Origin of the sequence: Salinispora mooreana, assembly GCF_000379065.1 — a bacterium.
In the GTDB taxonomy this organism is placed as follows: domain Bacteria; phylum Actinomycetota; class Actinomycetes; order Mycobacteriales; family Micromonosporaceae; genus Micromonospora; species Micromonospora mooreana.
This window is the reverse complement of record NZ_KB900614.1, coordinates 4,841,423-4,867,599: the sequence shown is the minus strand read 5'-3', so window position 1 is coordinate 4,867,599 and position 26,177 is coordinate 4,841,423. Positions and strand designations below refer to the sequence as shown.

At 70.3% G+C, this 26,177-nt stretch carries 25 protein-coding genes; 4 read left to right on the top strand and 21 right to left on the bottom strand.

Annotation, left to right across the window (positions count from 1 at the left end; translation table 11 throughout):
- Positions 1 to 80 precede the first annotated feature (80 nt).
- A complete protein-coding gene (gene pdxY, locus SALPAC6_RS0123320) occupies positions 81 to 932 on the bottom strand; it encodes a pyridoxal kinase PdxY (protein ID WP_018255727.1) in 852 nt (283 codons plus the stop codon).
- A gap of 120 nt (positions 933 to 1,052) precedes the next feature.
- Between pdxY and SALPAC6_RS0123315 the strand changes: the two genes are divergently transcribed.
- The gene (locus SALPAC6_RS0123315; protein WP_018255726.1) at positions 1,053 to 1,388 is read left to right on the top strand and encodes a hypothetical protein; all 336 of its coding nucleotides are present in this window, start codon (positions 1,053 to 1,055) and stop codon (positions 1,386 to 1,388) included.
- An 80-nt stretch (positions 1,389 to 1,468) separates the two neighbouring features.
- Here SALPAC6_RS0123315 and htpG read toward each other — a convergent pair whose 3' ends face one another.
- From htpG to SALPAC6_RS0123275, 8 genes are all read right to left on the bottom strand, one after another.
- Complete coding sequence (gene htpG / locus SALPAC6_RS0123310; RefSeq protein ID WP_018255725.1) at positions 1,469 to 3,379, bottom strand: molecular chaperone HtpG; 1,911 nt, start codon at positions 3,377 to 3,379, stop codon at positions 1,469 to 1,471.
- A gap of 130 nt (positions 3,380 to 3,509) precedes the next feature.
- Positions 3,510 to 4,760: a D-alanyl-D-alanine carboxypeptidase family protein gene (locus SALPAC6_RS0123305; RefSeq protein ID WP_018255724.1), complete on the bottom strand. Its 1,251-nt coding sequence runs from the start codon at positions 4,758 to 4,760 to the stop codon at positions 3,510 to 3,512.
- Positions 4,761 to 4,850: 90 nt separating this feature from the next.
- The gene (locus tag SALPAC6_RS0123300; protein ID WP_026190001.1) at positions 4,851 to 5,111 is read right to left on the bottom strand and encodes a hypothetical protein; all 261 of its coding nucleotides are present in this window, start codon (positions 5,109 to 5,111) and stop codon (positions 4,851 to 4,853) included.
- A 68-nt stretch (positions 5,112 to 5,179) separates the two neighbouring features.
- A complete protein-coding gene (locus tag SALPAC6_RS0123295) occupies positions 5,180 to 6,547 on the bottom strand; it encodes an aminotransferase-like domain-containing protein (RefSeq protein ID WP_018255722.1) in 1,368 nt (455 codons plus the stop codon).
- Positions 6,496 to 7,605: an alpha-hydroxy acid oxidase gene (locus SALPAC6_RS0123290; protein ID WP_018255721.1), complete on the bottom strand. Its 1,110-nt coding sequence runs from the start codon at positions 7,603 to 7,605 to the stop codon at positions 6,496 to 6,498. The genes SALPAC6_RS0123295 and SALPAC6_RS0123290 overlap by 52 nt, the downstream gene beginning before the upstream one ends.
- On the bottom strand, positions 7,598 to 8,539 hold the full coding sequence (locus SALPAC6_RS0123285) for an alpha/beta hydrolase (RefSeq protein WP_018255720.1): 942 nt from the start codon (positions 8,537 to 8,539) through the stop codon (positions 7,598 to 7,600). The genes SALPAC6_RS0123290 and SALPAC6_RS0123285 overlap by 8 nt, the downstream gene beginning before the upstream one ends.
- A 30-nt stretch (positions 8,540 to 8,569) precedes the next feature.
- Complete coding sequence (locus tag SALPAC6_RS0123280) at positions 8,570 to 9,796, bottom strand: cytochrome P450 (RefSeq protein WP_026190000.1); 1,227 nt, start codon at positions 9,794 to 9,796, stop codon at positions 8,570 to 8,572.
- Between the two features lie 58 nt (positions 9,797 to 9,854).
- Positions 9,855 to 11,126, bottom strand: coding sequence for an SGNH/GDSL hydrolase family protein (locus SALPAC6_RS0123275; RefSeq protein WP_018255718.1), 1,272 nt, complete (start codon positions 11,124 to 11,126; stop codon positions 9,855 to 9,857).
- A 298-nt stretch (positions 11,127 to 11,424) separates the two neighbouring features.
- Between SALPAC6_RS0123275 and SALPAC6_RS0123270 the strand changes: the two genes are divergently transcribed.
- From SALPAC6_RS0123270 to SALPAC6_RS0123260, 3 genes are read left to right on the top strand one after another with little or no spacing between them, the layout of a single operon-like run.
- Complete coding sequence (locus SALPAC6_RS0123270) at positions 11,425 to 12,990, top strand: class I adenylate-forming enzyme family protein (protein ID WP_018255717.1); 1,566 nt, start codon at positions 11,425 to 11,427, stop codon at positions 12,988 to 12,990.
- On the top strand, positions 12,987 to 14,225 hold the full coding sequence (locus SALPAC6_RS0123265) for an MFS transporter (RefSeq protein ID WP_018255716.1): 1,239 nt from the start codon (positions 12,987 to 12,989) through the stop codon (positions 14,223 to 14,225). The genes SALPAC6_RS0123270 and SALPAC6_RS0123265 overlap by 4 nt, the downstream gene beginning before the upstream one ends.
- A gap of 32 nt (positions 14,226 to 14,257) precedes the next feature.
- Positions 14,258 to 14,962, top strand: a complete 705-nt coding sequence (locus tag SALPAC6_RS0123260; RefSeq protein ID WP_018255715.1) for an SGNH/GDSL hydrolase family protein — start codon at positions 14,258 to 14,260, stop codon at positions 14,960 to 14,962.
- Between the two features lie 47 nt (positions 14,963 to 15,009).
- Here the strand turns inward: SALPAC6_RS0123260 and SALPAC6_RS0123255 are convergent, their stop codons facing one another.
- The 12 genes from SALPAC6_RS0123255 to SALPAC6_RS0123200 all read right to left on the bottom strand — a co-directional run bounded on the left by SALPAC6_RS0123255 (position 15,010) and on the right by SALPAC6_RS0123200 (position 26,170).
- Positions 15,010 to 16,377, bottom strand: a complete 1,368-nt coding sequence (locus SALPAC6_RS0123255; protein ID WP_018255714.1) for an ATP-grasp domain-containing protein — start codon at positions 16,375 to 16,377, stop codon at positions 15,010 to 15,012.
- A gap of 4 nt (positions 16,378 to 16,381) precedes the next feature.
- A complete protein-coding gene (locus tag SALPAC6_RS0123250) occupies positions 16,382 to 17,347 on the bottom strand; it encodes an alpha-ketoacid dehydrogenase subunit beta (RefSeq protein WP_018255713.1) in 966 nt (321 codons plus the stop codon).
- Positions 17,348 to 18,319 carry a thiamine pyrophosphate-dependent dehydrogenase E1 component subunit alpha gene (locus SALPAC6_RS0123245; RefSeq protein WP_018255712.1) on the bottom strand — a complete coding sequence of 324 codons (972 nt, stop codon included), beginning with the start codon at positions 18,317 to 18,319 and terminating at the stop codon, positions 17,348 to 17,350.
- Complete coding sequence (locus SALPAC6_RS0123240) at positions 18,316 to 19,128, bottom strand: DUF3050 domain-containing protein (protein WP_018255711.1); 813 nt, start codon at positions 19,126 to 19,128, stop codon at positions 18,316 to 18,318. Before SALPAC6_RS0123240 ends, SALPAC6_RS0123245 begins: the two co-directional genes overlap by 4 nt.
- A gap of 3 nt (positions 19,129 to 19,131) precedes the next feature.
- The gene (locus SALPAC6_RS0123235; protein ID WP_018255710.1) at positions 19,132 to 20,061 is read right to left on the bottom strand and encodes a phytanoyl-CoA dioxygenase family protein; all 930 of its coding nucleotides are present in this window, start codon (positions 20,059 to 20,061) and stop codon (positions 19,132 to 19,134) included.
- Complete coding sequence (hppD, locus tag SALPAC6_RS0123230) at positions 20,058 to 21,155, bottom strand: 4-hydroxyphenylpyruvate dioxygenase (protein WP_018255709.1); 1,098 nt, start codon at positions 21,153 to 21,155, stop codon at positions 20,058 to 20,060. The genes SALPAC6_RS0123235 and hppD overlap by 4 nt, the downstream gene beginning before the upstream one ends.
- Positions 21,156 to 21,223: 68 nt before the next feature.
- Positions 21,224 to 22,468, bottom strand: a complete 1,245-nt coding sequence (locus SALPAC6_RS0123225; RefSeq protein WP_018255708.1) for a beta-ketoacyl-[acyl-carrier-protein] synthase family protein — start codon at positions 22,466 to 22,468, stop codon at positions 21,224 to 21,226.
- The gene (locus tag SALPAC6_RS0123220; RefSeq protein WP_018255707.1) at positions 22,465 to 24,081 is read right to left on the bottom strand and encodes a class I adenylate-forming enzyme family protein; all 1,617 of its coding nucleotides are present in this window, start codon (positions 24,079 to 24,081) and stop codon (positions 22,465 to 22,467) included. The genes SALPAC6_RS0123225 and SALPAC6_RS0123220 overlap by 4 nt, the downstream gene beginning before the upstream one ends.
- Positions 24,078 to 24,596 carry a beta-ketoacyl synthase chain length factor gene (locus tag SALPAC6_RS0123215; RefSeq protein WP_018255706.1) on the bottom strand — a complete coding sequence of 173 codons (519 nt, stop codon included), beginning with the start codon at positions 24,594 to 24,596 and terminating at the stop codon, positions 24,078 to 24,080. The genes SALPAC6_RS0123220 and SALPAC6_RS0123215 overlap by 4 nt, the downstream gene beginning before the upstream one ends.
- Positions 24,593 to 25,672, bottom strand: coding sequence for a beta-ketoacyl-[acyl-carrier-protein] synthase family protein (locus tag SALPAC6_RS0123210; RefSeq protein ID WP_018255705.1), 1,080 nt, complete (start codon positions 25,670 to 25,672; stop codon positions 24,593 to 24,595). The genes SALPAC6_RS0123215 and SALPAC6_RS0123210 overlap by 4 nt, the downstream gene beginning before the upstream one ends.
- Complete coding sequence (locus tag SALPAC6_RS0123205; RefSeq protein WP_018255704.1) at positions 25,665 to 25,904, bottom strand: hypothetical protein; 240 nt, start codon at positions 25,902 to 25,904, stop codon at positions 25,665 to 25,667. Before SALPAC6_RS0123205 ends, SALPAC6_RS0123210 begins: the two co-directional genes overlap by 8 nt.
- Positions 25,904 to 26,170, bottom strand: a complete 267-nt coding sequence (locus SALPAC6_RS0123200; RefSeq protein ID WP_018255703.1) for an acyl carrier protein — start codon at positions 26,168 to 26,170, stop codon at positions 25,904 to 25,906. The genes SALPAC6_RS0123205 and SALPAC6_RS0123200 overlap by 1 nt, the downstream gene beginning before the upstream one ends.
- Positions 26,171 to 26,177: the final 7 nt, after the last annotated feature.

Here is a 26,177-nt window from a genome sequence, read left to right as displayed (position 1 = left end):
ACCACCAACTCTGGTCGAAGCAGGGCGGGCATGTGCCGGGAACGGCACAGGCATCGCCAGACGTGTCGAACAGCTCCGGATCAGCGCAGCCGGCGGGCGGTGAAGCCCGGCGGCGGGCTGGCGATCGACTCCTGGGCCGCGACCAACTGGAGCTCCCGGGTACCCGCCGCCAACGTGGCCTCGAAGATCCGGAAGATACTTGCGCTGGTGCGCTCCAGCGCGGTCGCGGGCGAGTCAGTGCTCCACAGGTGCGCGAGGTAGAGCGCGGCCGTGACGTCACCGCCACCGTTCGGGCTGATCGGCAGCATCGGTGTGGTCACCGCCCAGGCACCCTCCTCGGAAACAGCTACCAGCTCCAGCTGCTCCGCCGGCAGGTCCCGGTGGAGGACGCTGGTGACCAGTACGTGTCGTGGCCCGGTCGCCCGCACCTTGTCGACCGCCGCGAGTAGCTCCGCCAGCGTCTCGGTCCGACCGCCGGCGAGATACTCCAGCTCGAACTGGTTGGGGGTGATGATGTCCGCGTTCGGTACGACCGCGTCCCGCAGGTACTCCGGGATGCCGGGACGAGCGAACATTCCCCGCCCCACGTCCCCCATCACCGGATCGCAGCAGTAGACGGCGGCCGGGTTTGCCGCTTTCACCCGGCGGACCGCGTCGATGATCACTTCGCCCATCGCCGGGTCGCCCTGATATCCGGAGAGCACCGCATCGGCCTGGGCAAGCACTCCACGGTCGGCGATGCCCGCGATGACCTCGGCCACATCCGCAGGTGCCAGCAGCGGCCCGCGCCATGCGCCGTAGCCGGTGTGGTTGGAGAAGTGGACCGTCAGTACCGGCCACACCTCGTGCCCGAGGCGTTGCAGCGGAAAGACGGCGGCTGAGTTACCGACGTGGCCGTAGGCGACCGACGACTGGATAGACAGGATTCGCACCCGACCATCATCGTGGTTGTGGTCGCGCCAGTTCCCACCACCCCCGCCCTGACGTGCCCGTTCAGCCAAAGCGACACCGGGTGGAGGTAGTATCGCAGCAGCTCAGAAGGGGGGCCCGACATGTCCGACACTACCCACCATCGGCCCGCACCCGGCGTCGGCCGTCCGGACCAGGTGAGCGACCCACTGCTGTGGGGGCTGGCCCTCAACGTGGCGGACGCACACCAGCCGGACGCTGCCGGATCCGGATGTGGGAACCTGCTCTGCGCCGGCCAGGTCTGGCCCTGCACCGCCTGGCAGTCCGCCCAACGCGCACTTCGGTTGGCCCAGACACCACCCGGGCAGCGGCTCGCCGAACCGTCGCGAGGGCGGACGGACGAGCGGAGCACCTCCCCCGCCGGCCCGCCGCGTCCCGCCACGCCGGAGCAGCAGCGCCACCGCGACGTCGCCGCCTGAGCACCGGTCGCCCGACGCGGCGGCCGCCACCTCGATCACCGCCACCGGGGGCGCCGGCAACGCCGACGCCCCCAAGCGGATCAGAGGGTACGAGCGAGACGCTCGGCGAGGATCCGAGTGAAGCGGGACGGGTCGGCCAGTTCGCCCCCCTCGGCGAGCAACGCCATTCCGTACAGCAGTTCGGCGGTTTCTTTCAGTGACTCTTCGGCAACACCCTGTTCGCGGGCCTTACGCAACCCGCTGACCAGCGGGTGCGTCGGGTTCAGCTCGAGAATCCGCTTGACCTGCGGCACCTCGTGCCCCATGGCCCGGTACATCTTCTCCAGCGTCGGCGTGATGTCCTGCGCGTCACCGACCACGCAGGCCGGTGAGGTGGTCAGCCGGGCGGAGAGGCGGACCTCCCGGACCTGGTCGGCGAGGGTACCGCCCAGCCAGGTAAGCAGGTCGGCGTACTCGGTGCGCTGGCGCTCCCGCTCGGCCTCGGCCGCCGAGCGCTCCTCCTCGGTGTCCAGGTCAACCTGGCCCTTGGCGACCGAACGCAGCGTCTTGCCCTCGTACTCGCCGACCCGCTCCACCCACACCTCGTCAACCGGGTCGGTGAGCAACAGCACCTCGAGGCCCTTGGCCCGGAACGCCTCCATGTGCGGCGAGTTCTCGATGGTGCTGCGGTTCTCGCCGGTGGCGTAGTAGATGTCGGTCTGGCCGTCCTTCATCCGCGTGACGTAGCCGGCGAGGTCGGTCGACTCGGCCGGATCGTGGGTGGAGGCGACGGAGAGGAGTTCCAGGAGCGAGTCCCGGTTCTCGGTGTCGTCGATCAGCCCCTCCTTGACGACCGCGCCGAACTCGGTCCAGAACGTGCGGTACTTCTCCGGCTGGTTGGCCTTGAGGTCCTTGACGGTGGCGAGGATCTTCTTGACCAGACGGCGGCGGACCACCTGAATCTGCCGGTCCTGCTGGAGTAGCTCGCGGGAGATGTTGAGCGACAGGTCGTGCGCGTCCACCACGCCCTTGACGAAGCGCAGATACCCCGGCATCAGCGCCTCGCAGTCATCCATGATGAAGACGCGCTTGACGTAGAGCTGCACACCACGTCGCCCCTGCGGGGAGAAGAGGTCCAGCGGTGCGTGCGTGGGCAGGAAGAGCAGCGCCTCGTACTCGAAGGTGCCCTCCCCCCGCATGTGCACGACCTCGAGTGGGTCGGCCCAGTCATGGCTGACGTGCTTGTAGAACTCGTGGTACTCGGCCGGCTCCACCTCGTCGCGGGACCGCGCCCAGAGCGCCTTCATCGAGTTGAGCGTCTGCACCTCGGTGGTCGGCTCACCCCCGTCGGTGCCGGGCCGCTCAACCGCCATCCGGATCGGGTGGGCGATGAAGTCGGAGTACCGCTTGACGATCTGCCGAACTGTCCACTCGGCGGCGTAGTCGTGCAGGTTGTCCTCGGAGTCGGCCGGCTTCAGGTGCAGCGTGACCGCCGTTCCCTGCGGAACGTCCGTGGCCGAGGCGATCGTGTACGTGCCCTCCCCGCTCGACTCCCAGCGGGTGCCGTCGGTCGCCCCCGCCTCCCGGGTGACCAGGACAACCCGGTCGGCGACCATGAACGCCGCGTAGAAACCCACACCGAACTGGCCGATCAGCTCCTGCGACGCCTCCGCGTCGGCTGACTCGCGCAGCTTCCGGAGCAGCTCGGCGGTGCCGGACTTGGCGATCGTGCCGATCACCTGAACGACCTCGTCCCGGGACATCCCGATCCCGTTGTCCCGGACGGTCAGCGTCCGCGCCTCCGGGTCGACCTCGATCGCGATGTGCAGGTCGGCGGTGTCGACGTCGAGGTCCTTGTCCCGCAGCGACGCCAGGCGCAGCTTGTCCAACGCGTCGGAGGCGTTCGAGATCAACTCGCGCAGGAAGACATCCTTGTTCGAGTAGATCGAGTGAACCATCAGCTGAAGCAGCTGGCGTGCCTCAGCCTGGAACTCCAACGTCTCGCTACTCACGCCGTGTCCTTTCGTCGCATGCCCGGATCGTCGGCGGACGGCGACGCCCCCGACGACGTGTCGCCCGAAAGAATACGAGCACCTCAAGCGAGCCGGGGCGGCGACCGCCCCGGCCATGCGTCGGGCCTGGTCAGGCCCGGCGCCGCCCCTGGCCACGACGCCGCCGCCCCGGCTCACGACGGGGGCGACGAGCCAGGCGCACGATCAGCACCAGCAGCCCACCGACCCCGACCACGGCCGCGACCAGCAGCGGCCCGGGGCCGGTCAGGCCGTCCGGGAGTGAATCGTCGGCGGCGGGCCGGGCATCGGCGGCCGTGGGCGGGGCGGACGGCGAGGCGGTCAGCTCACCCGGCTCGACGAGTCGGCCGACCGACGCGTCCCGAGGCAGCGCGAAGCCCCAGTCGAGCAGAGCGGCGCCCTGCTCCCAGCCACGCAACGGCCGTGCCTCGGCGCCCAGCAACGTGGCCACCAGGCGCCGGCCCTCACGCTCGGCTGCGCCGACGTACGTGTGCCGGGCCACCGTGGTGAAGCCGGTCTTGCCACCGAGAGCCCCCGGATAGCGGTCGATGAGGGAGTTGCCGTTCTGGATCTGGAACCCCTTCCTGCCGAGCGCCGGCTGGTCGGGGATCTGGTGGGTTTCGGTCAGCGCGTACCGCTGGAAGTCCGGCTCGGCGAAGCAGGCCCGGGCGATCAGCGCGAGGTCGTACGCACTCGTGAACTGGCCCGGCCCATCCAACCCGGATGGTGTGACCGCGTGCGTCTGCCGAGCTCCTAGCTGCTCGGCGAGTTCGTTCATCGCGCGGACGCCCCCGGCCCGACCCTCGGCGCCGCCGCCGAGTCGGGCGAGGACATTCGCCGCGTCGTTGCCGGATTGCAGCAGCAGACCAAGCCAGAGTGTCTCCACCGGATACTGCCCGCCGACGAGCAGGCCGACCGCCGACGAGCCGGGCTCGATGTCCAGATCCTCCTTCGTCACCGTGACCACCTGCTGCGGGTCGAGGTCCGGCAGCAGGGCGGCGGTCAGCAGCAACTTCTGCACGCTCGCCGGGGTGGCGTACTCGTGCGGGCCACACGCACCCAGCACCTCACCGGTGTCAAGGTCCGCGACCAGCCACGAGGTCGCGGTCACCTCGGGCGGCTGGGCTCCCCGCGCCGGGACCACCAGGCCGGGGGTGGCCAGCGCCGCCCCGCCGACCACCTGGTCCCGCGCCACCGCCGGTGGCGGGGAGGGGCGGGGCGGCCGGGACGGCGTCGACGCCGGCACGCTGGCCTGCGGGCACGGCACCGCCGTCGGCGTGGGTGCGGCGACGGCGGCCGACCCGGGCACCACGACGGGGAGCAGCAGGACGCTGGAGGCAGCGGCCAGTAGCCGATTTCTCACGTCCGGGATCCTAGCCAACAAAGATCAGCAAACCGGACACGGACACCACGACCGCCGTCGAAAGGCGGGGCGCACTGCCCGTGCCTGGTCTCAGGTCAACGGCCGCTTGAGGTGATAGCGGTGCACCTCGGTGCTGCCCTGGACGTTGTTCACGTCCTCGGCCGCGGCGACCAGCTCCCACCCCTCGCGCCCGACCCGGTTGAGGTGGGCGATCGCGGTGTCGCCGTAGGTGGTGACATCTCGGCGGGATCCGTCTGGGCCATACCAGACGAAGCTGACGTGAAAGTTGCGACCCTGCCCTTGGTAGCGGCGGACCAACAGTGCGTATTCCCAAGCGACCATAGTCTCCATTATGGGCGTCCATCGAGGACCACACATAAGGGGGTGGTCGCTCTTTGCCATTCACTGAACGCGAAGAGTCAGCGCACCCCCGGTCCCGGTTCCCGCCGCGCCACCTCGCCGGCGACGAACGCGGCGAGCCGACCCAGCCCGCGGTCGATGTCGTCCCGGGTGACCGCGCTGACCGACAACCGCAGCGCGTGCACCGGCACACCGTCGCCGTAGAAATGCGCCATCGGGGTCCACAGCACCCCGTATTCCCGGGCGGAGCGGTGCAGCAGCGCGTCGTCCACCGGAAACGGCAGGGTGACCACCACGAAGAACCCGCCGGCGGGCACCGTCCACCGTACCGACGAGCCGGCCGGGAACCGACGAGCCAAGCCGTGCACCAGGTAACGCAGGTTGTCGGCGTAGACGGTGCGCTGTCGGACCGTGGCCGCCACCAGGCTGCAGTCGTGGGCGAGTAACACACCGCCGACCACCGCCTGGGCCACCGGCGAGGTGTTCACCGAGACCATGCTCTTGACCTTGGCCAGCTGGTCGGCGAGGAGACCTCTCCCCCCACCGGCATCCGCCACCGACTGGTCGGCCACCACATAGCCAACCCGTGCGCCGGGCAGCACCGTCTTCGCGAACGACCCCAGGTAGACCACGTGACTGTTGGTGTCCAAGGCCTTCAACGTGGGCAGCCGCCGACTCTCCGTGGCCGGGAAGAGTCCGTACGGGTTGTCCTCGATCAGCAGCAACTCCTCCTCGGCGGCCAGGTCCAGCAGGGTCCGCCGGTCGGCCAACGACATGCTGGTACCCGACGGATTGGCAAAGTCCGGCATCAGATAGCAGGCACGCGGGCGCAGCCCCTCGGCCCGAGCCCGATGCACCTGATCACGCAGGTCCGCCAGGTCCACCCCGGAGTCCGTCGTCGCCACCGGGCGGACCGGGAAGTCCAGCAGCCGTGCTGCGCCGGTGAGCCCCACATAGGTCGGCGCCGCCGCGAGCAGGACATCCCGGGGACCGGCGCGCAGCGCCCGCAGCACCAGGAACATCGCCTCCTGGCACCCGACGGTCACCACGATCGCCTCCGGGTCGACCGCTATCCCCTCGTCCACCTCGAGGTTCCGGGCGACCAGGTGGTGCACGATCCCCTTGGTCCGCCCGTACTGGAACAGGGTGCGATTCACCTGCACCGGGTCCTGCCCGAGATCATCGACCAGGTGCTGCCGAAAGATGTCCAGGTATCGGTGCAGCGCGGAGAACTCGAAGAACTCCTCGTACGGCCGGCCGGCGGCGAGCGACACCGCGTCCGGGTATTCCTGCGCCACTTCGTTGAGGAAGTTCATCGAGTTCAGGGCCGGATCCTCGAGCGCCGGATGCAGGTCGGCAAGCTGTATTTTCACGATCACTGCACCGTCGTCGTCCGCAGGTGCCGTGCCGCCGCCACGTCGGCGCACCCCGCCAACGTGAGCGCGTCCTGAAACTCTGCGGCCAGCAGCGACAGGGCTGTCTCGGCACCGGCCCGGCCACCGGCCGCCAACGCCCAGAGCAGCGGGCGGCCCACCAGGACGCCCTGCGCGCCGAGGGCAAGGGCCCGCAGCACGTCCACTCCACCGCGGACACCGCTGTCCAACAACACCTCACCGTTGTCACCCACCGCGTCAACGACCGCGGGCAGCGCGGTCGCGGTGGCCGGTGCGCCGTCAAGCTGGCGTCCCCCGTGGTTGGAGACCACCACCGCGTCTGCTCCGACCGCCACCGCGCGGGCGGCATCATCCGGATCGAGCACCCCTTTGACGACCAGCGGGACCGCTGTCCGCTCCCGCAGCCACTCCAGGTCGTCCCAGCTCACGGCCGGCGCGAAGACCGCACCGGTGTGTGCGGCGACCGCGGACACGCCCGGGGTCGCCCTATGGGCGAGACTGTCCCGGCCGGTGGGTAGGTTCGCGGCGACCACATCCGCGGGAATGGCGAACGAGTTGCGCACGTCCCGCAGCCGACGGCCGAGAATTGGCACGTCCACGGTGAGCATCAACGCGGTGCAGCCCGCCGCTTCGGCTCGGTCCAGCAGATCGGCGACGAGCCCTCGGTCCCGCAGCCAGTAGAGCTGGAACCACACGTCGCCGCCGGCTCGCGCGACCTGTTCGATCGGGATGCTGCCGAGCGTGCTGGCCACATACGGGATGCCGGCCGCGCCCGCCGCCGCGGCGAGGGCCACCTCCCCGTCGGGGTGCAACAGCCGCTGATACGCCATCGGCGCGACCGCCACCGGCAGCGCATGGGCGGCCCCCAACAGCCGGGCGTCGGTCGGCGGCGTCGGCGAACCGCACAGCACGCGGGGCAGCACGCCGGTCCGGTCCAGGGCCCGCCGATTCTCTGCCAGCGTCGTCTCGGCGCCGCTGCCACCGGCCACGAAGTCCCACACCTCCGGCGGTAGTACCGCGCGGGCGAGGTCGGCGAAGTCGGCCAGTGCCACCGGCGGCCCGCCGGGCAGCGCGACCGGGGGCTCAGTCATCGTCGGCCGCGGTCCGACGGAGGCGGCGGCGCAGGAAGGTCGCGGCCGCTGCCTGAGCCTGCCGGCCCGCATCGAAGATGCCGGGCATGGTGAAGAAGCCGTGGACCATGCCCGCGTACCGGGTGAGGATCGTCTGTACGCCGGCGAGGCGAAGCCGGTCGGCGTATCGTTCGCCCTCGGCACAGAGCGGGTCGAACTCGGCGGTAACCACGAACGCCGGCGGCAGACCGGTCAGGTCGTCGGCGAGTAGCGGCGACGCGAGTGGGTGTTGGGCGTCGGTCGGGTCGGCCAGGTAGTGGGACCGGTACCAGGCGACCGAGCGGCGGTTGAACAGCAGCGGGTCCTCGTCACCGGGCGGCTCGATCGTCTGGTCGGTGTTCGGATAGACCAACAGCTGCGCAGCCAGCCGGGGACCGTCCTGCTGCGCCAGCAACGTGACCGCTGCGGCCAGGTTGCCACCCGCGCTGTCCCCGGCCACCGCGAGCCGCTCCGGATCTGCGCCGAACTCCGCTGGATGCACCGCGACATGGCGCAGGGCAGCGTGGCAGTCGTGCACGGCCGCGGGGAACGGGTGCTCGGGAGCAAGCCGATAGCCGACAGTGATCACCTGGCAGGGCACCGCATTGGCCAGTCGCCGGCAGACCCCGTCCGCGGTGTCGATGCTACCCAGCGTCCACCCACCGCCGAAGAAGTAGAGCAGTGTCGGCAGCGGCCCGGTTGCGGCCGGACGGTACACCCGGACCGGAATGTCACCGGCTGGGCCGGGGACACAGGTGTCGCGTACCTCGTGGACCGGCTCGACCGGGCCGGAGCCGGCCAGGATCGCGGCGAGGTCGGCCGCACGGGCCTCGGCGAGGGTCTGCGTGTACAGCGGTGGGGTGCCGGCCGCCGCACGGCTCGCCCGGTACGCCTCAGCCTCAGGATGCAGGGTCACGCCACCACCCCGTGCCGATTGGTCGCTTACTCACGGATGCTCCCTTCCCCCCGGGCTGACCGAGAGTTTGTCGATTCCACGTAGGAAGAGGCTGCCGCTGTACACCGGCTGCTCCAGGATGCGCAGCCGCGGGAAACGGGACAGCAGCCGGGGCAGCGCCAGCCGGCCCTCCAACCGGGAGACCGCGGCGCCGAGGCAGTAGTGCAGGCCGAGGCCGAACGCCAGCGACGGCGGACCCGACCGCCGGGGGTCGAACCGGTCCGGGTCTGGAAAGTGGGCCGGATCCCGGTTGGCGGCGGCGATCAGCAGCAGAACACTCTGGCCCTGCGGGATCGACACCCCGCCGAGCACCGTGTCCCGGGGCGCGGCGCGGGCCAGCAGGTGCACCGGCGTCTGCAGCCGCAGAATCTCGTCAACGGCACCAGCGGCCAACTCCGGGTCGTCGGCCATCGCAGCGGCCACCTCCGGATGCGCCAGCAGCACCGGTAAGCCGTTGCTGAGCAGGTAGACGGTGGTGACGAAGCTGGCGTTGAAGAGCACGATCAGGTTGCTGATCAACTCGTCCTCGGTCAACTCGACACCGCCCGAGTCGACCGCCTGCACCAGCCCACTGATCAGGTCCTCGCCCGGAGTCCGGCGGCGATGCGCGAGCAGTTCCCCGTAGAAGGCTCGCAGTTCGGCCCCGGCGACGTTCGCCGCTGCCAGCCGCTCTGGTGTCTTGCCGGCCACATCCAGGAACGCGTCGATCCGATCCACCCGCTCCCGATACCAGGCCAGCTCCGCCGCGGGGATACCAATGAACTCGGCCATCACCCGAGCTGGCAGCGGATACGCGAATTCGGCGACGAAGTCCACCTCACCCGGCCCAGCGTCGGCCATTCGGTCCAGCAGTTCGTCGGTCACGCGGCTGATCACCGGTTCCAGGGCGCCGAGCCGACGCGGTGTGAAGGTGCCGGCGAACACGTGCCGCATTCGACCATGATCGGGAGGATTGATAAACATCATCGACGACTGGAGGGTCCGGAGGATCTCCTGCTCCGTCCAGTCCGGCGGCGGCTGCTTGAACCACTCCGGGTCCCGCAGCACCGAAGCGACCAGGTCATAGCCGACCGCCACCGCGGCGACCCGCTGACGCTCCGGCCGCGACGCCAGGGCAGCGATCGCTCCCTGCGCATGAAGGTCGGCGTAGACGGGATAGGGCTCCTGCCGGCCCTGCGCACTGTAGAGACGGGCTAGCAGCCCTTCGACGTCCAGCACGGTACCTCCCACGATAGGGCGGTTCGGGCGGCGGGATCCTCCGCCGCCCGAACCGATGTCACAGACCGAGCAGGCGCAACGACACCGCGCCGGCCATTGCCTCGCTGCCGGCGTCGTTCGGGTGAAGGTGATCCCCCGAGTCGTATGCCGGCAACAAGCGGCTGGGCTGCTCCGGGTCGCGCAGCACCCGATCGAAGTCGACGACTCCGTCGAACTCCTTACTGGTGCGCAGATACTCGTTCACCGCCTGCCGGGTCGCCTCCTTCTCCGGCGTCCACACACCCGGCTCGCCGTGACCCTCGTACGGCGTCAACGTGCCCACCAGGCTGCGCAGACCACGTGCCTTGACCTGCTGGTTGACCTGCCGGAGCGAGGTAATGATCGCCTCGGCGGAGTCGTCGGACATCCAGATGTCGTTGATACCCAGGTGTGTGATCACGGCCCGGGCACCGTTCTGGGCGAAGATGTCCTCGTCGAGCCGGGCGAGCGCGTTCGGCCCCAACTCGTTGTAGCCGGGAAAGCCGCCTGCCCCCGGCTCCGTACCCTCGTGGTTGAGCCGGTTCCCGGCGAGACTCATGTTGAGCACGGCCGGGGTCCGAGAATCCGGACGGGCATCGATGTACCGGTCGGCCAGCAGATCCGGCCAGCGCTTGTTGGCGTTGAGCGTGCTGCCGCTACCCTCGGCGATCGAGTCACCGAACACCACCACCGAGCCGGGGCTCTTATGGCGCTGCACATCGATGCCGGACAGGAACAACCAGCAGCAGTCCGAGAGCCTTCCCAGGCCGGCACCGGCATCCGAGGCGAGATCACCATCGCCGATGAAGCTCGTCTGGCGGGACATGCCGTGGAAGGTCACCAGGCCGGTCGGGGCCGGGTAGTAGACCGTGACCACCAGGTCCTGCTGGTCACCGATCGGGAAATCGACCGGGTCGCTGATCAGCTCGGCGCCCTGGTTCATCGTCGCCGAGGTTGACCCACCGAACGTCAGCTTCCGCAGCGTACTCGGGTCAATGTCGGACAGATCGTCGGGGGTCGTCTCGTCCGGTCGGGCGATCGTCGCCCGACCGACCTGGATGTCCTGCTCGCCGTACATGTTGCTGAGTCGGACCCGCAGCACCGACCCACCCACGGTGGTGTGCACGATGTTCCGGATCGTCTGGTTCTCAAAGCCCGCGTTGGTCGGGCCGCTCGCATTGCCCCCGGCCACCGCGGTCGCCCAACTCGCGGCCCAGGTTGTCTTGCGATGCCTTGACACCTCGGCCGACGGATCCGCGGTCGCCACCACGCTGGGAGTACCCAGCATGAGTAGCGCTGCGGCACCCGCCACGATATGCCATCTCTTCGGGGTCGACATTGAACCTCCATTGTAGGCAGCCCAGCCTCCGTCCCGGCCACTGCCGGCGCTCACCTGGGCGTGCTGCGGAACGTAACCGTCGCCGTGCGGGGGCGTCAATCAACCTGATCGACGTGATCAACTGTCCTGCTGGCCTGGCCGAGGGCCACCTTCGGCTCGTGTTCATTTCCGTTGTCTGCCCTAGGCTCACAGGTGGTGGCGCGGTCGCCCGCGGCCCGCACCGTGCCCGGGCAACCCCGGGTACACCGCTGCCATGGATGGGGGCGTCCGGATGGCCGACCGACCGCAGCCGGGCTACGTGCACCAGGCATTGGCACTCTTCGCCGAGTTCGGTGACCGCGAGGCAATCGTCGACGGCGCACGACGGCTGACCTATACCGACGTGCGCGCCCAGGTATGCGGATTCGCCACGACGCTGCTCCGCCACGGGGTTCGACCCGGTGCCGCGGTGCTGTTGTCGCTCGGAAATCCGGTGGAGGGCCCGCTGCTACAGCTCGCACTGCACCTGCTTGGCTGCCGAACTATGTGGATCGCTCCGGTGACCTCCCGCCGGGAGATCACGGAATTCGTCGCACTCGCCCAGCCGGACGCCCTGCTCTACGACGCTCGCGACCCGGCCAACGTCGGTGCAGAGCTGGCGGCGGGGATGGGTGACCGGCCGGTGCTCCGCCTCGGCGTGGACCTGGTCCCCGCGCCGGCCGCTGTTGACCTACCCACCCCGGTGCCGGCAGCGGACTCCCTCCTGCAGACCTCCGGCACCACCGGCACCCCGAAGCTGGTGCGGCACCAGGAGAGCTTCTATGCCCAGGTTCTCGCCCTGGCCACCGGCTTCCGCGCCGCCGGGATGCCGCTGCTGCGGCACCTGTCCTACTCCCCCATGTGGCTGGCCAGTGGTCAGATCACCACCCTGTTCAATCTCTTCACCGGCGGCGTGCTCTTTCCCCGAGAGGGCTGGGACGCGACGGAGTTCATCCAGACCGTGCCGGCCGAGCGGATCACCTCCACCTTTCTGACCCCGCCGATGCTCTACGAGGTGCTCGATCACCCCGCCCTACCCGGGGTCGACTTCTCCTCGATGTTCATGTTCAACGTGGGCGCCGGGCCCGCCGCACCCGCCCGGCTGCGCCAGGCGATCACTCGGTTCGGTCCGGTGCTGCGCATCGTGTACGGGCTCAGTGAGGCGGTGGTGGTCACCGCGCAACCGGGCCTGACCGAGGACCCGGCGCACCCGGAGCGTCTGCGCTCCTGTGGACAGCCGTACGGCGACGTGCGAATCGAGATCCGCGGAGCGGACGGGGCTGTCCTTCCGCCGGATGTGGACGGTGAGGTCTGGGTACAGACGGCGCTGCGCTTCGCCGGCTACTACGGCAACCCTGATCTGACGGCAGAGACCCTGGCGGATGGTTGGGTCCGCACCCGAGATGTTGGCCACCTCGACGTGGATGGCTACCTGTACCTGGTCGACCGGTTGCAGGACCGGATCCTCACCCGCCGGCGTAGCTGGCCGATCTACTCCCGGCCGATTGAGGACGCGCTGGCGGGGCATCCCGACGTCCGGGCGGCGGCGGTGATCGGCGTGCCTGACGAGGTGGCGGGCGAACTGCCGTACGCCTACGTGGTGCCGAGGCCCGGTGCGGCGGTGACCAGCGCGGAGCTGATCGACGTGGTGACCGCCGCGCTCAGCGACACCTGGGCACCCGGCGGGGTGGAGTTCGTCGCCGCACTGCCCCTGAACCGCGCCAACAAGGTCGACAAACGTGCCCTGCGGGCACGGTACGCGACGAGCCACCCGTCGGCCGCGGAGTACCCGGAGGCATCGATCGGCCGTCGCGCGTGACCCCACGGCGAGAACTGGTCGCACTCGTCGGCGCCGACCTGCTGTCCAACCTCGGTAGCCGAATCTCGATCCTCGCCATTCCCTGGCTGGTGCTGGAGACCACCGGCAGCCCGGCGAAGATGGGGCTGGTCGCCGCCGCCGAGACCCTGCCTTACCTGCTCTCCAGCGGGCTCGGCCCCCCGCTGGCCGACCGGATCGGGCTACGCCGCACCTCGATCCTCGGCGACCTGGGTAGCGCCGCGCTGATGGTGGCGGTGGCGCTCACCCCGTGGCTCGGCTTCGGCGCGCTGCTGATCCTGGTGGCCCTGGTGGGCACGCTGCGCGGAGTCGGCGACCGGGTCAAGCACGTGATGTTCCGCCCGGCCGCGGAAGCTGCCGGGGTCCGGTTGATCCGGCTCACCTCGATCTACGACGGGCTGTCCCGGCTGACAACCCTACTCGGGGCGAGCGTTGGCGGCCTGCTCATCTGGTGGCTCGGAGCTACCCTGGCGATTCTCGTTGACGCGGCGACCTTCGCGGTCTGCGCGCTACTGATTTCCACTCTGGTGCGTCGTAGCACCGGTAGGCCGACCAGTTCGACGCCGGAACGCTATTCGCGGGCACTCGCCGGCGGCCTCCGGTATCTCCGGCAGGACCGGACGGTGCTCACCATGCTGCTGGTGATCTCCGCACTGAACATGGTGGTAAACGCGAGTATCGCGGTCTACATCCCACTCTGGGTGGCCGACGTGTTCGGTAACCCGGCCGGGCTGGGGCTGGTGCTCGGTGCCTTCACCGCCGGGTCCCTGCTGGGCAACGTGCTGTTCACCAGCTTCGGCTCGCGGCTTCGCCGGGACCTGACCTTCGCGATCGGCGCCGCGGTCAGTGGCCCACCCCGACTTCTGGTCCTGGCCCTCACCGACAACCTCACGGTGGTGCTCGTGGTTACCTTCGTTTCTGGAATCGGCATCGCCGTGGTCAACCCACTGCTCGGGGTCGCGCTCTACGAGCGTCCCCCGGTCGAACTTCAGGCCCGGGTGATTGGGCTGGCCGGTGCGCTTGCCTTCGCCGGCCTACCCCTGGGTGCCCTGCTCGGTGGCGCGTCCGTCACCACGCTCGGCCTCAAGTCCGCACTACTGGCCGCGGCCCTGTTCATCTTCACCGCCACCGCTGTTCCCCTGGCCGCCGTCCTACGCCGGACGCGGACGGAGACACCGTTGGTCGATACCGCGGACCAAGGACGGATTTCCGCTTAGCGCCCCGGCGTCTCCTGCGCTAACGTCCGAGCATGGCAGCGACGCGGAGTGAAGCCACCGACCCCTACTGCCTGCGGGAGCAGGAGAGCCACGCCCTGCTCCAGGGGCATCCGTGGCGACGCTTCGTGGTGCTGGGCGACAGCGTCGCGGAAGGGCTCTGTGAGCCGGTTGACGGCTACCCGGATGTGCAGTTGGCCGACCGGATCGCCGCCGAGCTGCGCGCCCGGGCGCCAGAACTCGCCTACCGCAATCTCGGGTTGCGTGGGCTGCGGGCGTACCAGGTCCGGGCCAGCCAGCTCGGCCCGGCACTGGAGTTCAAGCCGGATCTTGCCCTGGTCGTCTGCGGCGGCAACGACGCGTTCCGGCCCAGTTTCGACGCCGCCGCGGTGGACGCCGAGATCGCCCGGATGATCGAGGCGCTGCAACAGGCCGGGGCAACGGTCATCACGGTGGGAATGTTCGACGTGTCGCACAGCCCCGCCGTGCCCGAGGCGCGGCGCGCCGGGCTCGGTCTGCGCCTGCGCCGGCTGGCCGAACACACCCGTGCGGTGGCCAACCGTCTGGGCACGGTCCACGTACACCTGACCGACCACCCGCTGACCGCCGACCCTTCGATCTACAGCAGCGACGGCCGCCACGGAAGTGCCCGCAGCGACGCCATCGCCGCGGCGGAGACGCTCCGTCGCCTCGCGCACCATCTCGACGCGACGAGCGCTGACCGGAGCGTCCTCCGCTGACGGGGCCGACGGGTCGGATCACGGTGGGAACGGCCCCGCACGACCGGTCAGGACGGCGGCGGGTCCGTCACCAGCAGGCCGGAGATGAGCACCCCACGGGCCAGGTTGAGCACTCCCTCGCTACCGGGGAAGCCGATGCGAACACAGGCGCCCGCCGGCTGGCGGCCGAAGAGATACGGAGCGACGCTGTACGGCACCTCCGCGGTGGTCATGTCCCCGGTTTCCATGTGCACGAACTCCACCGGCACGCTGTCGGCGTGCACGTAGCGTTGCAGGATGAAGCCGCCCTGCCGGGCGAACCGGCCCACCGCCTCCCGCCAGACGTCCGCGTCGGTTTCCCGGCCGATCAGCACGTCCACCCCGGCGGATCCACCAGACGGCTTGACCACCAGGTCGTGCCGGTCAGCCACCGCCTGCTCGACCAGGTCCGGAGTGAACAGCCAGGTCTGCGGCACATACCGGTGAATCAGATCCCGGTCGGCCGTCGGCAACGTGTCAGCGTCCGCCCAGAGCCAGGCGAACACCTGCTTGTTCCCGAGTAGCCACGCGGCCGCCGACACCCACATCGGCACGGATCCTGCCCGTACCGCCGCTTCCAGGGCGTCCACCCCGGCGCTCGGCGTGACCCGGTTCGGCACGAAGAGCCGGAACAGCCCGTCAACCGGGGCACCCCGGATGACCAGCCGCCCCTCGGTGTCCTGGGTGGCCTCCGCAACCGGTGCGACGACCAGATCCAGGCCGGCAACGGCGGCGCGGTCAACCACCGGTGCCAGCTTCCGGTAGAAGCGCTCCGGGTCGTCCAGCCCCGGGTACTCGGCCGCAAAGTCGATCAACAGTGCGAGCCGCGCCCCGGCCGCCAAGCCAAGGCCGTCCCGAATCGCCGCGAACCGCATGTCCACCGCCGAAGGCGCCGGTTCCATCCGGACCCGATCGAGGCCACGCCGCCGATAGAGATCAACAAAACGTCGTATTGTCGTGTCCGAGTCGAGCGCCCCACCGAGACTACTGTCGATGTTGTACTCCACCACCCGCGGTACTCCGTCACTCAGCAGCACGTCCGGGCGGAACCCGGCGAGCAACGCCTCCGTGAGCGGCTCGGCCTCGTCGAGCAGCCGGTTCTGCCCCGCCGGCATCCCGAGCAGGTGGCGTAGCTCCCCCGCCGTCCTGGCCCGCCGCCGGCACGACTCGAAGATCAGCTGGGCGAGCCGGTCACAGACGGAGTTGAGCACCCGCAGCGAAGTTCTGTCCATCACCGGTGGTCGAGCCAACCGCCACTGCTGGTTGTACGAAGCCCGTTCGTCGAAGATCTCGCGCCAGGACTCCACCCCGGCGGCGACCAGGTCGGCACGGAGGTCAGCGGGCAGATCCAGCCAGGCCTGTGCGGCGGACGGCCAGCGGTAGTCAACGTCGGTCATGTGCTCATCCATCCTTGCTGACGTGGGCGATGGCCTGCCGCAGCAGCTCACGGCCCGGTTGTACGGCTCGGTCCAGGGCCGGGGCGAACGGCAGCACCGCGCCGTCCGGGCGGGTAACCCGACGCGGCGGAGCATGCAGTCGTACCTGTTCGACCACGGTGGCGATGACCTCGCCGGCGATGCCGCAGGAACGGTTGGAGTCGTCCACCACCACCAGCCGCCCGGTCCGGGCCACCGAGCTGAGCAGGCCCTCCCAGTCGAACGGGTACAGGGTGCGTGGGTCGAAGACCTCCACCGAGACCTCGCCGGCCAGCTCGTCGGCCACGGCAAGCGCGTCGTGCACCAGATGCCCAACGGCGACCACCGTCACATCATCTCCGGATCGATGCACCCGCCCCCGCCCCAACGGCACCGGCACCGGGTCACTGACCTCGGCGCGGAGCTCCATCGCCGCGGCCGGGGCGAACACCACCACCGGGTCGTCGCAGCGGATCGCCGACACCAGCAGTCCGTACGCGTCCGCCGGGGTGGCCGGCACCACAGTGGTCACCCCGGCATGGGCGAAGAGGCTGTACGGATGGTCGGAGTGCTGCCCCGCCCACCCGGTACGCGAGCCGGAGCCGGGCACCAGGTAGGTGACCGGGACCGCGCACTGGCCGCCGGTCATCAACGGAAACTTGTGCGCGTGGTTGACGATCTGTTCGAAGACCAGGAACAGCAGTGCGGGGATCTGAAACTCCACCACCGGCCGAGCCCCGACCAGCGCCGCACCGGTGGCGAAGCTGGTGAACGCCTGCTCCGAGAGCGGGGTGTCGCGTACCCGCTCGGGGCCGAACCGCTTCAGTAGCCCAGCGGTGACCGCCGACGCGGCAACCCGGATGTCCTCTCCGAGCAGGAACACCTCCTCGTCGCGGGCCAACTCGTCGGCGAGCGCCCGGTTGAGCGCCTTGCGGTACGACAGCCGCGGCATCTATCCACCTCCGGTGCGGGCGGTCAGCCCACTGGCGTACAGGTAGTCCAGCGCGGTGGCGGGGTCGGGCTCGGCGGCGGCGAGCGCCTGCGCCACCGCCGCCTCGAGCACCGCCTCCACGTCGGCGTCGACCGCCGTCCGCTCGACGGCCGACAGCCGGGAGCCGGCGATTCGCACCGGGTCCCGGGAACGCCCCCGCGCGACCTCCTCCGGTGAGCGATAGTCGAGACGGACCGCGTGTTCGAAGGTGTGGTGGGCGTCAAACCGGAACGTGCGGGCCTCCAGGAACTCGGGCGCACCATCGGCGCGCATCCGGGCGAGGGCGGCAGCGGTGGCGGCGTGCACGGCGGCCGGGTCCTGACCGTCCACCGTGCTCGCCCGGATGCCGAACGCCTCCGCTCGCGCCACGATGCTGCCCGCCACCGCGTCGGCCACCGGCATGGTGGTGGCGTAGCCGTTGTTCTCACAGACGAACAGCACCGGCACCCGCCAGAGCGCGGCCAGGTTGAACGCCTCCAGCAGCATCCCCTCGTTGACCGCGCCGTCGCCAAGGAAGCTGACCCCCACCAGGTCCTCGCCGCGCCGACGCCGAGCCCAGACGGCGCCGGTGACAATCGCGCCACCGGCGCCGACGATGGCGTTGGCGCCGAGAACTCCGACGGCGAAGTCCGCGGCGTGCATCGACCCACCCCGGCCTCGGTTCAGACCCGTCACCCGACCGCACAGCTCCGCCATCATCTGGCCCGGGTCAGCGCCCTTCGCGAGCACGTGCCCGTGCCCCCGGTGGGTGCCGGCGACCACGTCGTCGGGGCGCAGCGCCGCGCACACCCCGGCCGCGATCCCCTCCTGGCCCAGGTACGGATGAATGCCGCCGACGATGTGGCCGGAGCGGACGAGTTCGATCGCCCGCTCCTCGAACCGGCGGATCAGCCGCACCGTCCGGTAGAGCCGGATCGGGTCGGCTCCGCTCACCCGCGCCCCGATGCCGTTGCCGGGGCCCCCTTGACCGCGGCGAGGATGTCGTCCCACAACCGGGCGCGGGCGGTGAGCGCGGTGTTGACGACATCCGCGCACTCCTGCCACTTGGTGTCGTCGTCGCCACAGAGGTCGGCGAGCATCTGCATGGCCATGGGCGTGTGCTGCTCGCCATCGACCTCGATGTGTCGCTCCAGGTAGTCAACGAACCGGGTCAGTCGTCCGGACTGGTGGTTGACGGCGACAACCTGGGTGAACATCTCCGGGATCAGATCCTCCCGACCGAACGCGAACGCGGCCGCCTGGCAGTGCACCGGGGTGTCTTCGATGATCCGCCAGGTGGTGCCGGCGAACGCCGCGGACGGGGCGGGCACCCCGGCCGCAGCCAACGACTCGGTTACCGGGTGGCCGGCACGGAGCGACTCGATCAACGTCTCCACCGGCTTGGTGTCGGCGCCGGCCTCGGTCATGCCCTGCACGTACAGCTCGAAGTGGCTGAGGTAGCCGGCGCCCAGCTCGTCACTCTCCTCCACCATCACGATGTCGTTGATCAGGCGGCGGCTGCCGGTCGGCCCGGTCGGGATCCAGGGCACCGTCACGCAGGTGAGCTGCCGTTGCAGCGACTTGAGCAGGGACATGAAGTCCCAGACCGCGAAGACGTGGTGCTCCATGAAGGTGACCAGCGCCGCGTGGTTGTCGAGGCTGGCGTACAGCGGGTGCTGGACCACCCGGTCCCGGCTGGCCGTCACCGCCTTTTCCAGCCGCTCGATCCCAGGGTGCGTCTTTCCCCAGTCGTACCGTGACATGACTCAGCCTCCCTGCTTGGCGTGGTGACGCCAGATGACCGGGCAATATTCGGGGTCCGCGTAGTCCGGCCGTCCGTCGTCGGTACGGCGAACCAGCACGTCGTGGTTGTACGCGGCGTTGTCGCCGGTGGAGAGCGGATACGCCCGCCAGCTGTTGTCGCCGTCCTGCAGGTGCAGTGAGATCGCCTGGCGGGGCCGTGTGCTGACGTTCGCACCGCTGCCGTGGTAGGTCCGGCAGTGGTGGAAGCTCATGTGCCCCTTCGGGATCACCATCGGGATCTTCCGAATTTCGGCGTTGTTGTGTCCCGCGTTGCGGGCCAGCATGTCGTCGAGTTGGTCGCGGTCGCGGTCGGCGAAGTGCCGCACCACGGTGTCGTCGGAACCGACCTCGGCCCACCGGTGTGAGCCGTCGACCATGACAATGGTGCCCAACTCCTCCCCGCAGTCATGGAACGGGATGAAGGCGGTCAGCATCCGCTCCGACGAGGAGGAGGCCCAGTAGTGCTTGTCGAAGTGCCAGGGCACGATGTTCGACGGCTCCCCGTCGATCGGTGGCTTGAGGATCAGCGTGGACTGGAAGATCCGAATCTCGTCGGCCTGTGCGAGCCGGGCGGCGACCGCCCCGATCAGCCGCTTGCGCAGGATCGCCCCGAGCCCGTCGTGCTCGTGGTGGACGTAGTCGTTGTGCCGCTGCACCGCGCCCTTGGCCGGCTCCCAGTAGGCGAGCTTCGGGGGCCGTACCGGTAGCTGGCGGTGCCGTTCACCGGCGTAGTACCGGTCGGTAGCCGCGGCGAGGGCATCCACCTCGTCGTCGGTGAGCAACTTCTTCGACAGATACCAGCCGTGCTCGGCATAGAACGCCACGTCCTCGTCGGACGGGAGCAGCGCCTTCTCCTCGTCGGTCAAACCTGCGTCGAAATCAGTAATGGTCATCCTGTCACCTCCTGAGTGACGGCAAAACCTCCGGGGGAGGCCACCGCCAATTCCCGCTCCTTGGCCTCATAGAGCGCCTTGATGTTGCCGCTACCGAAGGTCCGCGCCCCACGCCGCTCGATCAGCTCCAGGAAGAACGTGCGGCGTACGTGCATCGACTCCGTGAAGATCTGCAGCAGTTGACCGTCGTGGTCCCGGTCAACCAGCACCTCGAATTCCCGCAACTGGTCCACAGACCCGTTGATCTGGCCGACCCGGCTCTCCAGGTCGTCGTAGTAGGCCGCCGGGGTGTGCGCGAATCGCACCCCGCGCTGGCGCAGCGCGCGGATCGCCGCAATGATGTCGTCGGTCCGCAACCCGATGTGTTGCACGCCCGCACCGGAGTGCTCGGCGAGAAAGGCGTCGATCTGCCCAGCCCGCCGGCGGGTGTCCGGTTCGAGCAGCACCAACGTCGCGCGACCAGACCGGCTCTGCACCACGGTGGAGTTCACCGCCTGGCCGTCTACCTCCACGTACTCGTGGAAGATTTCGTCGAAGCCGAAGACCTCTCGGTAGCCGCGGACCGTCTCGGCGAGCTGCCCGGGCGGCACGCACACCGCCAGATGGTCGATCTCGACGAGCAGGTTCTCGGCGGCACCGACCGGCGGTAGCTCCGCCAGGCCCGGCAGGAAGTCACCGCCGCCTCGACGGCGCTCGACCAACCGGTGCCGCACATCGGCGAAACCCGCCACCTCGGCGATGACGACCTCGGCGTCCGCGCTGGTGATGGTGGTCGGCGGCAGCTCACCAACCGCGCCCCGGGCCAGCAGTTCGGCGTACGCCTCGGCGGCGTCGTCAACCGCCAGCGCGACCACGGCGATACCGTCGCCGTGCCGCCGCACATACTCCGCCGCCGGATGCTCGGCGGTCAGCCCGGAGGTGAGCAGCAACCGGATGTCGGCGTGCCGGAGCAGCAGCGACCGCTGCCCGGTCAGCCCGGTCTCCGGGCCACCCTGGCTGCACGGCCGCAGCCCCACCGCGTTGCCGAAGTACGCGGCGGCCTGGTGGGCATCGTCTACATAGAGTTCGATGTGATCTATTCCACGGATGTCCATGTCTCAGCCCTTCCCACAGATCCCCCGTGCTGGTCGCGCGGGCGCTCCGCCCGCGAAAGGTGGCACCGTCAAGTCCGCGGCCGGGTGGCTCGCGCGAGCAGCAGGCTCACGTTCTGCCCCCCGAAACCAAAGGAGTTGGTCAGCGCATAGCCGGTCTCGGTCGCCCGGGGCTCCTTCCGGATGTGATCAGCCGGGCATGCCGGGTCCGGGTCGTCGAGGTTCCAGGTCGGTGGAAGCAGGCCCCGCCCGAGTGCCAGGGCGGTCGCCGCCGTCTCCAGCACTCCGGAGGCCCCGAGCAGGTGGCCGGTGAGCGCCTTGGTGGAGCTGACCGGTACCCCATTCGCGCCGAAGACCTCGGTGAGTGCCGTGGTCTCGGCGATGTCGCCGAGTTTGGTCCCGGTGCCGTGCGCGTTGACGTAGCCGACTTCGGCCACCGGCACCGGCATGCGGCGGCCGGTGAGCGCCCGCCGGATAGACTCCGCCGCGCCGCTACCGTCGGGCCGGGGTGCGGTCGGATGGTAGGCATCGGTCGTTACGCCGTACCCGGCGATCTCCGCGTACCCGGTAGCGCCCCGGGCCGCGGCGTGTGCGGCGCTCTCCAGCACCAACAACACCGCTCCTTCGGCGAGCACGAAACCGTTCCGGCGGAGGTCGAACGGTCGGCTGGCCGCGGTCGGGTCGGCCCACCCGCGGGCAAGAGCCCGGGCGTTACCGAAGGTGTCGGCGAAGGTGGGGAAGAGCGGTGCCTCGCTGGCTCCGCAGAGCACCACGTCGGCCTCGCCGGCCTGGATCAGCCGCACCGCGTCGGCGACCGCCTGGACACCGGAGGCGCAGGCGGTGCCGACCGAGGAGCTGTATCCTCGGATGCCGTGCCGGATCGCGATCCGGGCCGACGGCATGTTCGGCAGCACCCCGGTAAGTAGGTACGGGCTGACTCCCGCTCGCCCCCGAGCCGCTCGGGTGAGCACCTGCGTCTCCAGGGTGGCCAGCCCACCGACCCCGCCGACGATGACCGCCGTCCGCTCCGGGGCGACGTCCCGGCCCACCTCAAGGCCGGCATCGGCGAGGGCATCCGCGGCGGTGAGCAGGGCGAGCAGCACGATCCGGTCCAGGACCTTGGTGTCCGGGCCGGACGAGACCGACCGCGGGTCGATCGCCGGCAGCACCCCGGCGACCTCCAGGGTTTCGGCGGCGGGGTGGTCGGCCGGCGGACGGGCCAGCCCGGAACGGCCGGTGCACAGCGCCGCAAAGGTGGCCTCGACACCCCGGCCCACCGGGGTGTACAACCCCATCCCGGTGATGACCGCCGTCATCGGGACGCCTCGCTCAGGTAGCGTTCCCGCAGCGCCACCTTGCGGACCTTGCCCGTCACCGTGACCGGGATGTCGGCGGAACGGACCGGGACCACCCGCCGTAGGGTCGCCCCGACCTCCCCGCCCAGCGCCGCCCGAACCGCCGCGGTGCGGTCCGTGCTCTCGTCCGCGTCGGCGGCCAGTTCCAGCAGCACGTCGGTGACGACACCGGCCGGCTGGCGCACCATGACCACCGTGCAGTCGGTGACATCGGGGCAGGCGGCGAGGATCCGTTCCTCGGAAAGCGCGGTATAGAAGCGCTTCCCGTCGACCGAGTCAACCGAGTCAACCGCCCGGTCCAGGTGGTAGTACCAGCCGTCGGCGTCGGCGTAGACCAGGTCCCCGGTCAGGTACCAGCCGCGCTGACGGTAACGGTGGGTGGTGACCGAGTCGTTCCAGTAGCCGCGAAACAGCGACGGCGAGTCGATGCCCAACCAGCCGGCCTCGCCCGTGGGCACCGGCTCGCCCGCCGCATCCAACACGGCTACCTTCGTGAATTGGTACGGCCGGCCGATACACCGTCCGTACCGGTCGGTCTCCTGGGTGTGGGTGATGTGGAACATCGAGTGTCCCATCTCGGAGGAGCCGAGACCGTCGATGAACACCGAGCCCGGCACCCGGGTGACCCCCGTACGGGTCATCACGTCCCGGGAACCGGCCGCCACCAGGTGCCGGATGTGTGGCTCGTGCGACGAGTCGCCGGTGTTGAACCACAGCCGTACCGAGTTCAGGTCGTACCCGGCCAGGTCGCACCGGGCCAGCTCGGCCCAGGTGACCGAGAAGCCGAACACCCCGTCCGGTCGCCAGCCCTGGATGGCGTCGAGAACCCGTTCTCCACCTTGTTCGGAGAGGAGCAGCATCTCCGCGCCGTTACCGAGCACCTGGTTGACCATGAGCACGGTGGCGGTGTGTGGGGCGGGCAAGGCACTCAGGATCCGGCTGGTGCCCTGCGCCTGCGGCATGCTCAGCAGGTGCCGGGTCGCCGCGAAGAGGCTGGCGTGCGAGTGCAGCACCGCCTTCGGCACTCCGGTGGTGCCGGACGTGTGGGTGATCACGATCGGGTCGTCCGGGTGGTGCCGGTAGTGGGCTGGCGCCGAGGCCGGATCACCGCTGCCGGCCTCGGCCGGGGTGCCGAGCACCGGGACCCCAAGGTCATGGTCGGCGAGCAGCGTGCGGTGTGCCTCGTCGGCGAGCACCGCGACGCCACGCAGCCGCCGGATGTACTCGGCGGCGATGGTCGGCTGCAGCTGCCCGTTCATCAACGCCGGGATCGCGCCCAGCCGGGTCAGCGCGAGGTAGCTCAGCACCATGTCCGCGACCGCGGTGGCCCAGACCGCCACCGGATCACGCGGGCCGATACCCCGTTCGTGCAGCCAGGCGGCCCGGGCTGCCACCCGGCGGTCGAGCTGTCCCAGCGTGAGCGCCGTCTCGGCGGGGTGCCCGTCCAGTGGTGTGTCGAATGTCAGGCAGAGCGTGTCCGGGTCGGTGCCATGCGCAAGCACCCGCTCGAGCACATTCCCGGCACCAATGTGGGTGTCGGCGGCGAGCAGCCCACGGATTCCCCTGGCTCTCATGGTTGGTCTCCTCCCCCCAGCAGCACGGCGACGGCTGACTCCGCATCACCGTCGTCCGGTGCCGTGTCGATCAGGATCAGCAACACCGCGTCGGCGTCGCCGTCGTACAGCAACAGGTCGGCCTCGGCGAACCCGGCCGCCCGCGGGTCGCCGGTCGGCGCGAGGCAGACCACCGGCCCACCCAGCCCCCAGCGGGCGGCCACCTGGCCGGCCACGCTGTTCGGCACCGACTGGAAGAAGAACAGCGGTCCCGGCCGACGGTCAGCGGCCACCGCGGCCCGCACGTGCGCCGCGCTGGCCTCGTCGCCGGTCGGGCTGACCAGCACGATCGCGGTGCGCTCTGCGTCGGCGGCCGGCCCGGCTCGGTACGCCCGGCGCAGGCACCGATCTGCTACCGCCGCCACCAGCGGGTTGAACGCCGAGTGGACGAATCCTGGTAGCGGTGGTATCGCGCCGTCGCCCGGCTCCGGCCAGGCCGCCTCGGCCCGAACGGTCGGTCCCTCCCGCCCGGTCACGTGGCACCCAGCAGCAGGGCGGTGCTCGCGCCGCCGAAAGCGGCGTTGAGGGTGAGCGCGTGGCCGGTGGCCGCCGGTCGGGGGCCGTCCCGGATGACATCGAGCGGGCAGTCCGAGTCCGGACCGAGCCAGCCGGCGTTCGCCGGCAGCTTGCCGCGCCGCAGCGCGAGCACCGTCACCACCAGTTCCAGCAGGCCAGATGCCTCCAGGGCATGCCCATGCAGAGCCTTGGTGGAGCTCACCGGCACCCGCTGGGCCGTCGGGCCCAGCGCGGTCCGCAGCGCCGCCGCCTCGGCCGCGTCGCCCGGTCCAGACCCGGTGGCATTGGCGTTGACGTAACCGATGTCCGCTGGGTCACGGCCGGCACGGCCCAGCGCGGCGGTGATCGCCCGGGCCAGGCCACGGCCCTTCGGTTCCGGCTGGCACGGGTGGAAGGCGTCACCCGCCCGTCCCCAGCCGAGCAGAGCGGCGATCGGTTGCCGGGCGATGTCGGCGCGTTCCAGCACCACCGCCGCCACTCCGTCGCCAAGCAGCAGGCCGGTACGCCCGGCGCTGAACGGACGCACCGCCGCATCGGTGGCGAGCGCCCGGCCGACGTCGAAGAGGGCGTACTGGTCGGGCTCGACCAGGTAGCCGGCGGCGACCACGGCCCGGTTGACCTCGCCGCGACGCAACAACACCGCCGCGTCGGCGACCGCGTTGGTTCCCGAAACACACGCCGTGGTGTACGTGCGCACGGTGGGGAAGCCGGTGGCCGCGGCGAGGCCAGCGCTCAATGCCGGCACGGACCTCCCGCCGTGCACCGCGAGCAGCAGTGCCGCCTCAGCGCGATGCGACGCGGTGAGCCCCGCCGACCGGCACGCCGCCAGCACCGCCTCGGTCAGTTCGTCGGTGAGCGGACCGGTATCCGGCAGGGTGGCCGCCGCGTTGACCCGCCGGGGGCCGGCGTCGAACCGGCGAACCGGCCGGAACGCGGGGATTCCGGCAAGCGCCCCGGCCAGCTGCGCCTCGGCGCCCCGGCCGAGTGCACTGGTCGCGTGGACACCAGTGAGGAGAACATCGGCTGGCTCAACCATCGGCGGCGACCAGGGCCGTCTGGAAGACCACCAGTGCGTCGTCAACGGTACGAATCCCGGCGAGTTGGTCGTCGGTGAGGTCGAGTCGCCGGTCATAGCGCTGCTCGACCAGGTGCACCAGCCAGGCCAGCTCCATCGAGCCGATCCGCTCAGGCTGGTCGGTGGGTCGGTCGGTGAGCTGGGCGAGCATGGCGACCAGGTCGCCTCGCCCCAGGTCTGGCTGACCGGCCATCAGGAGCGGTCGCTCGGCGCCCCGGCAACCCGGTTGGCGACCATCGTGGTGAACTCGCCCACCGTCATCAGAGCCAGCTTCTCCGACTCCTCCTCGGCGAACGTCAGCCCGTACCGGTCCTCGACCCGGACAGCCAGGTCGGCGAGGGCCAGGGACTCCAGGTCCACCCCCGCGGGCCCGAGAGTGGACTCGTCGTCGACCTCCTCCACGTCGTAGTTCATGTCGATGAGTTGCTCGATGACGAAGGCGCGGACCTCGGCTCTCATGGTTAAC

What these genes read in the sequence shown, in the direction of transcription:
- SALPAC6_RS0123315 (WP_018255726.1), top strand. Translation starts at nt 1,053, where the DNA reads ATGTCCGACACTACCCACCATCGGCCCGCACCCGGCGTCGGCCGTCCG.
- SALPAC6_RS0123300 (WP_026190001.1), bottom strand. Translation starts at nt 5,111, where the DNA reads ATGGAGACTATGGTCGCTTGGGAATACGCACTGTTGGTCCGCCGCTAC.
- SALPAC6_RS0123290 (WP_018255721.1), bottom strand. Translation starts at nt 7,605, where the DNA reads ATGACTGAGCCCCCGGTCGCGCTGCCCGGCGGGCCGCCGGTGGCACTG.
- SALPAC6_RS0123270 (WP_018255717.1), top strand. Translation starts at nt 11,425, where the DNA reads ATGGCCGACCGACCGCAGCCGGGCTACGTGCACCAGGCATTGGCACTC.
- SALPAC6_RS0123260 (WP_018255715.1), top strand. Translation starts at nt 14,258, where the DNA reads ATGGCAGCGACGCGGAGTGAAGCCACCGACCCCTACTGCCTGCGGGAG.
- SALPAC6_RS0123255 (WP_018255714.1), bottom strand. Translation starts at nt 16,377, where the DNA reads ATGACCGACGTTGACTACCGCTGGCCGTCCGCCGCACAGGCCTGGCTG.
- SALPAC6_RS0123250 (WP_018255713.1), bottom strand. Translation starts at nt 17,347, where the DNA reads ATGCCGCGGCTGTCGTACCGCAAGGCGCTCAACCGGGCGCTCGCCGAC.
- SALPAC6_RS0123240 (WP_018255711.1), bottom strand. Translation starts at nt 19,128, where the DNA reads ATGTCACGGTACGACTGGGGAAAGACGCACCCTGGGATCGAGCGGCTG.
- SALPAC6_RS0123235 (WP_018255710.1), bottom strand. Translation starts at nt 20,061, where the DNA reads ATGACCATTACTGATTTCGACGCAGGTTTGACCGACGAGGAGAAGGCG.
- hppD (WP_018255709.1), bottom strand. Translation starts at nt 21,155, where the DNA reads ATGGACATCCGTGGAATAGATCACATCGAACTCTATGTAGACGATGCC.
- SALPAC6_RS0123225 (WP_018255708.1), bottom strand. Translation starts at nt 22,468, where the DNA reads ATGACGGCGGTCATCACCGGGATGGGGTTGTACACCCCGGTGGGCCGG.
- SALPAC6_RS0123220 (WP_018255707.1), bottom strand. Translation starts at nt 24,081, where the DNA reads ATGAGAGCCAGGGGAATCCGTGGGCTGCTCGCCGCCGACACCCACATT.
- SALPAC6_RS0123210 (WP_018255705.1), bottom strand. Translation starts at nt 25,672, where the DNA reads ATGGTTGAGCCAGCCGATGTTCTCCTCACTGGTGTCCACGCGACCAGT.
- SALPAC6_RS0123205 (WP_018255704.1), bottom strand. Translation starts at nt 25,904, where the DNA reads ATGGCCGGTCAGCCAGACCTGGGGCGAGGCGACCTGGTCGCCATGCTC.
- SALPAC6_RS0123200 (WP_018255703.1), bottom strand. Translation starts at nt 26,170, where the DNA reads ATGAGAGCCGAGGTCCGCGCCTTCGTCATCGAGCAACTCATCGACATG.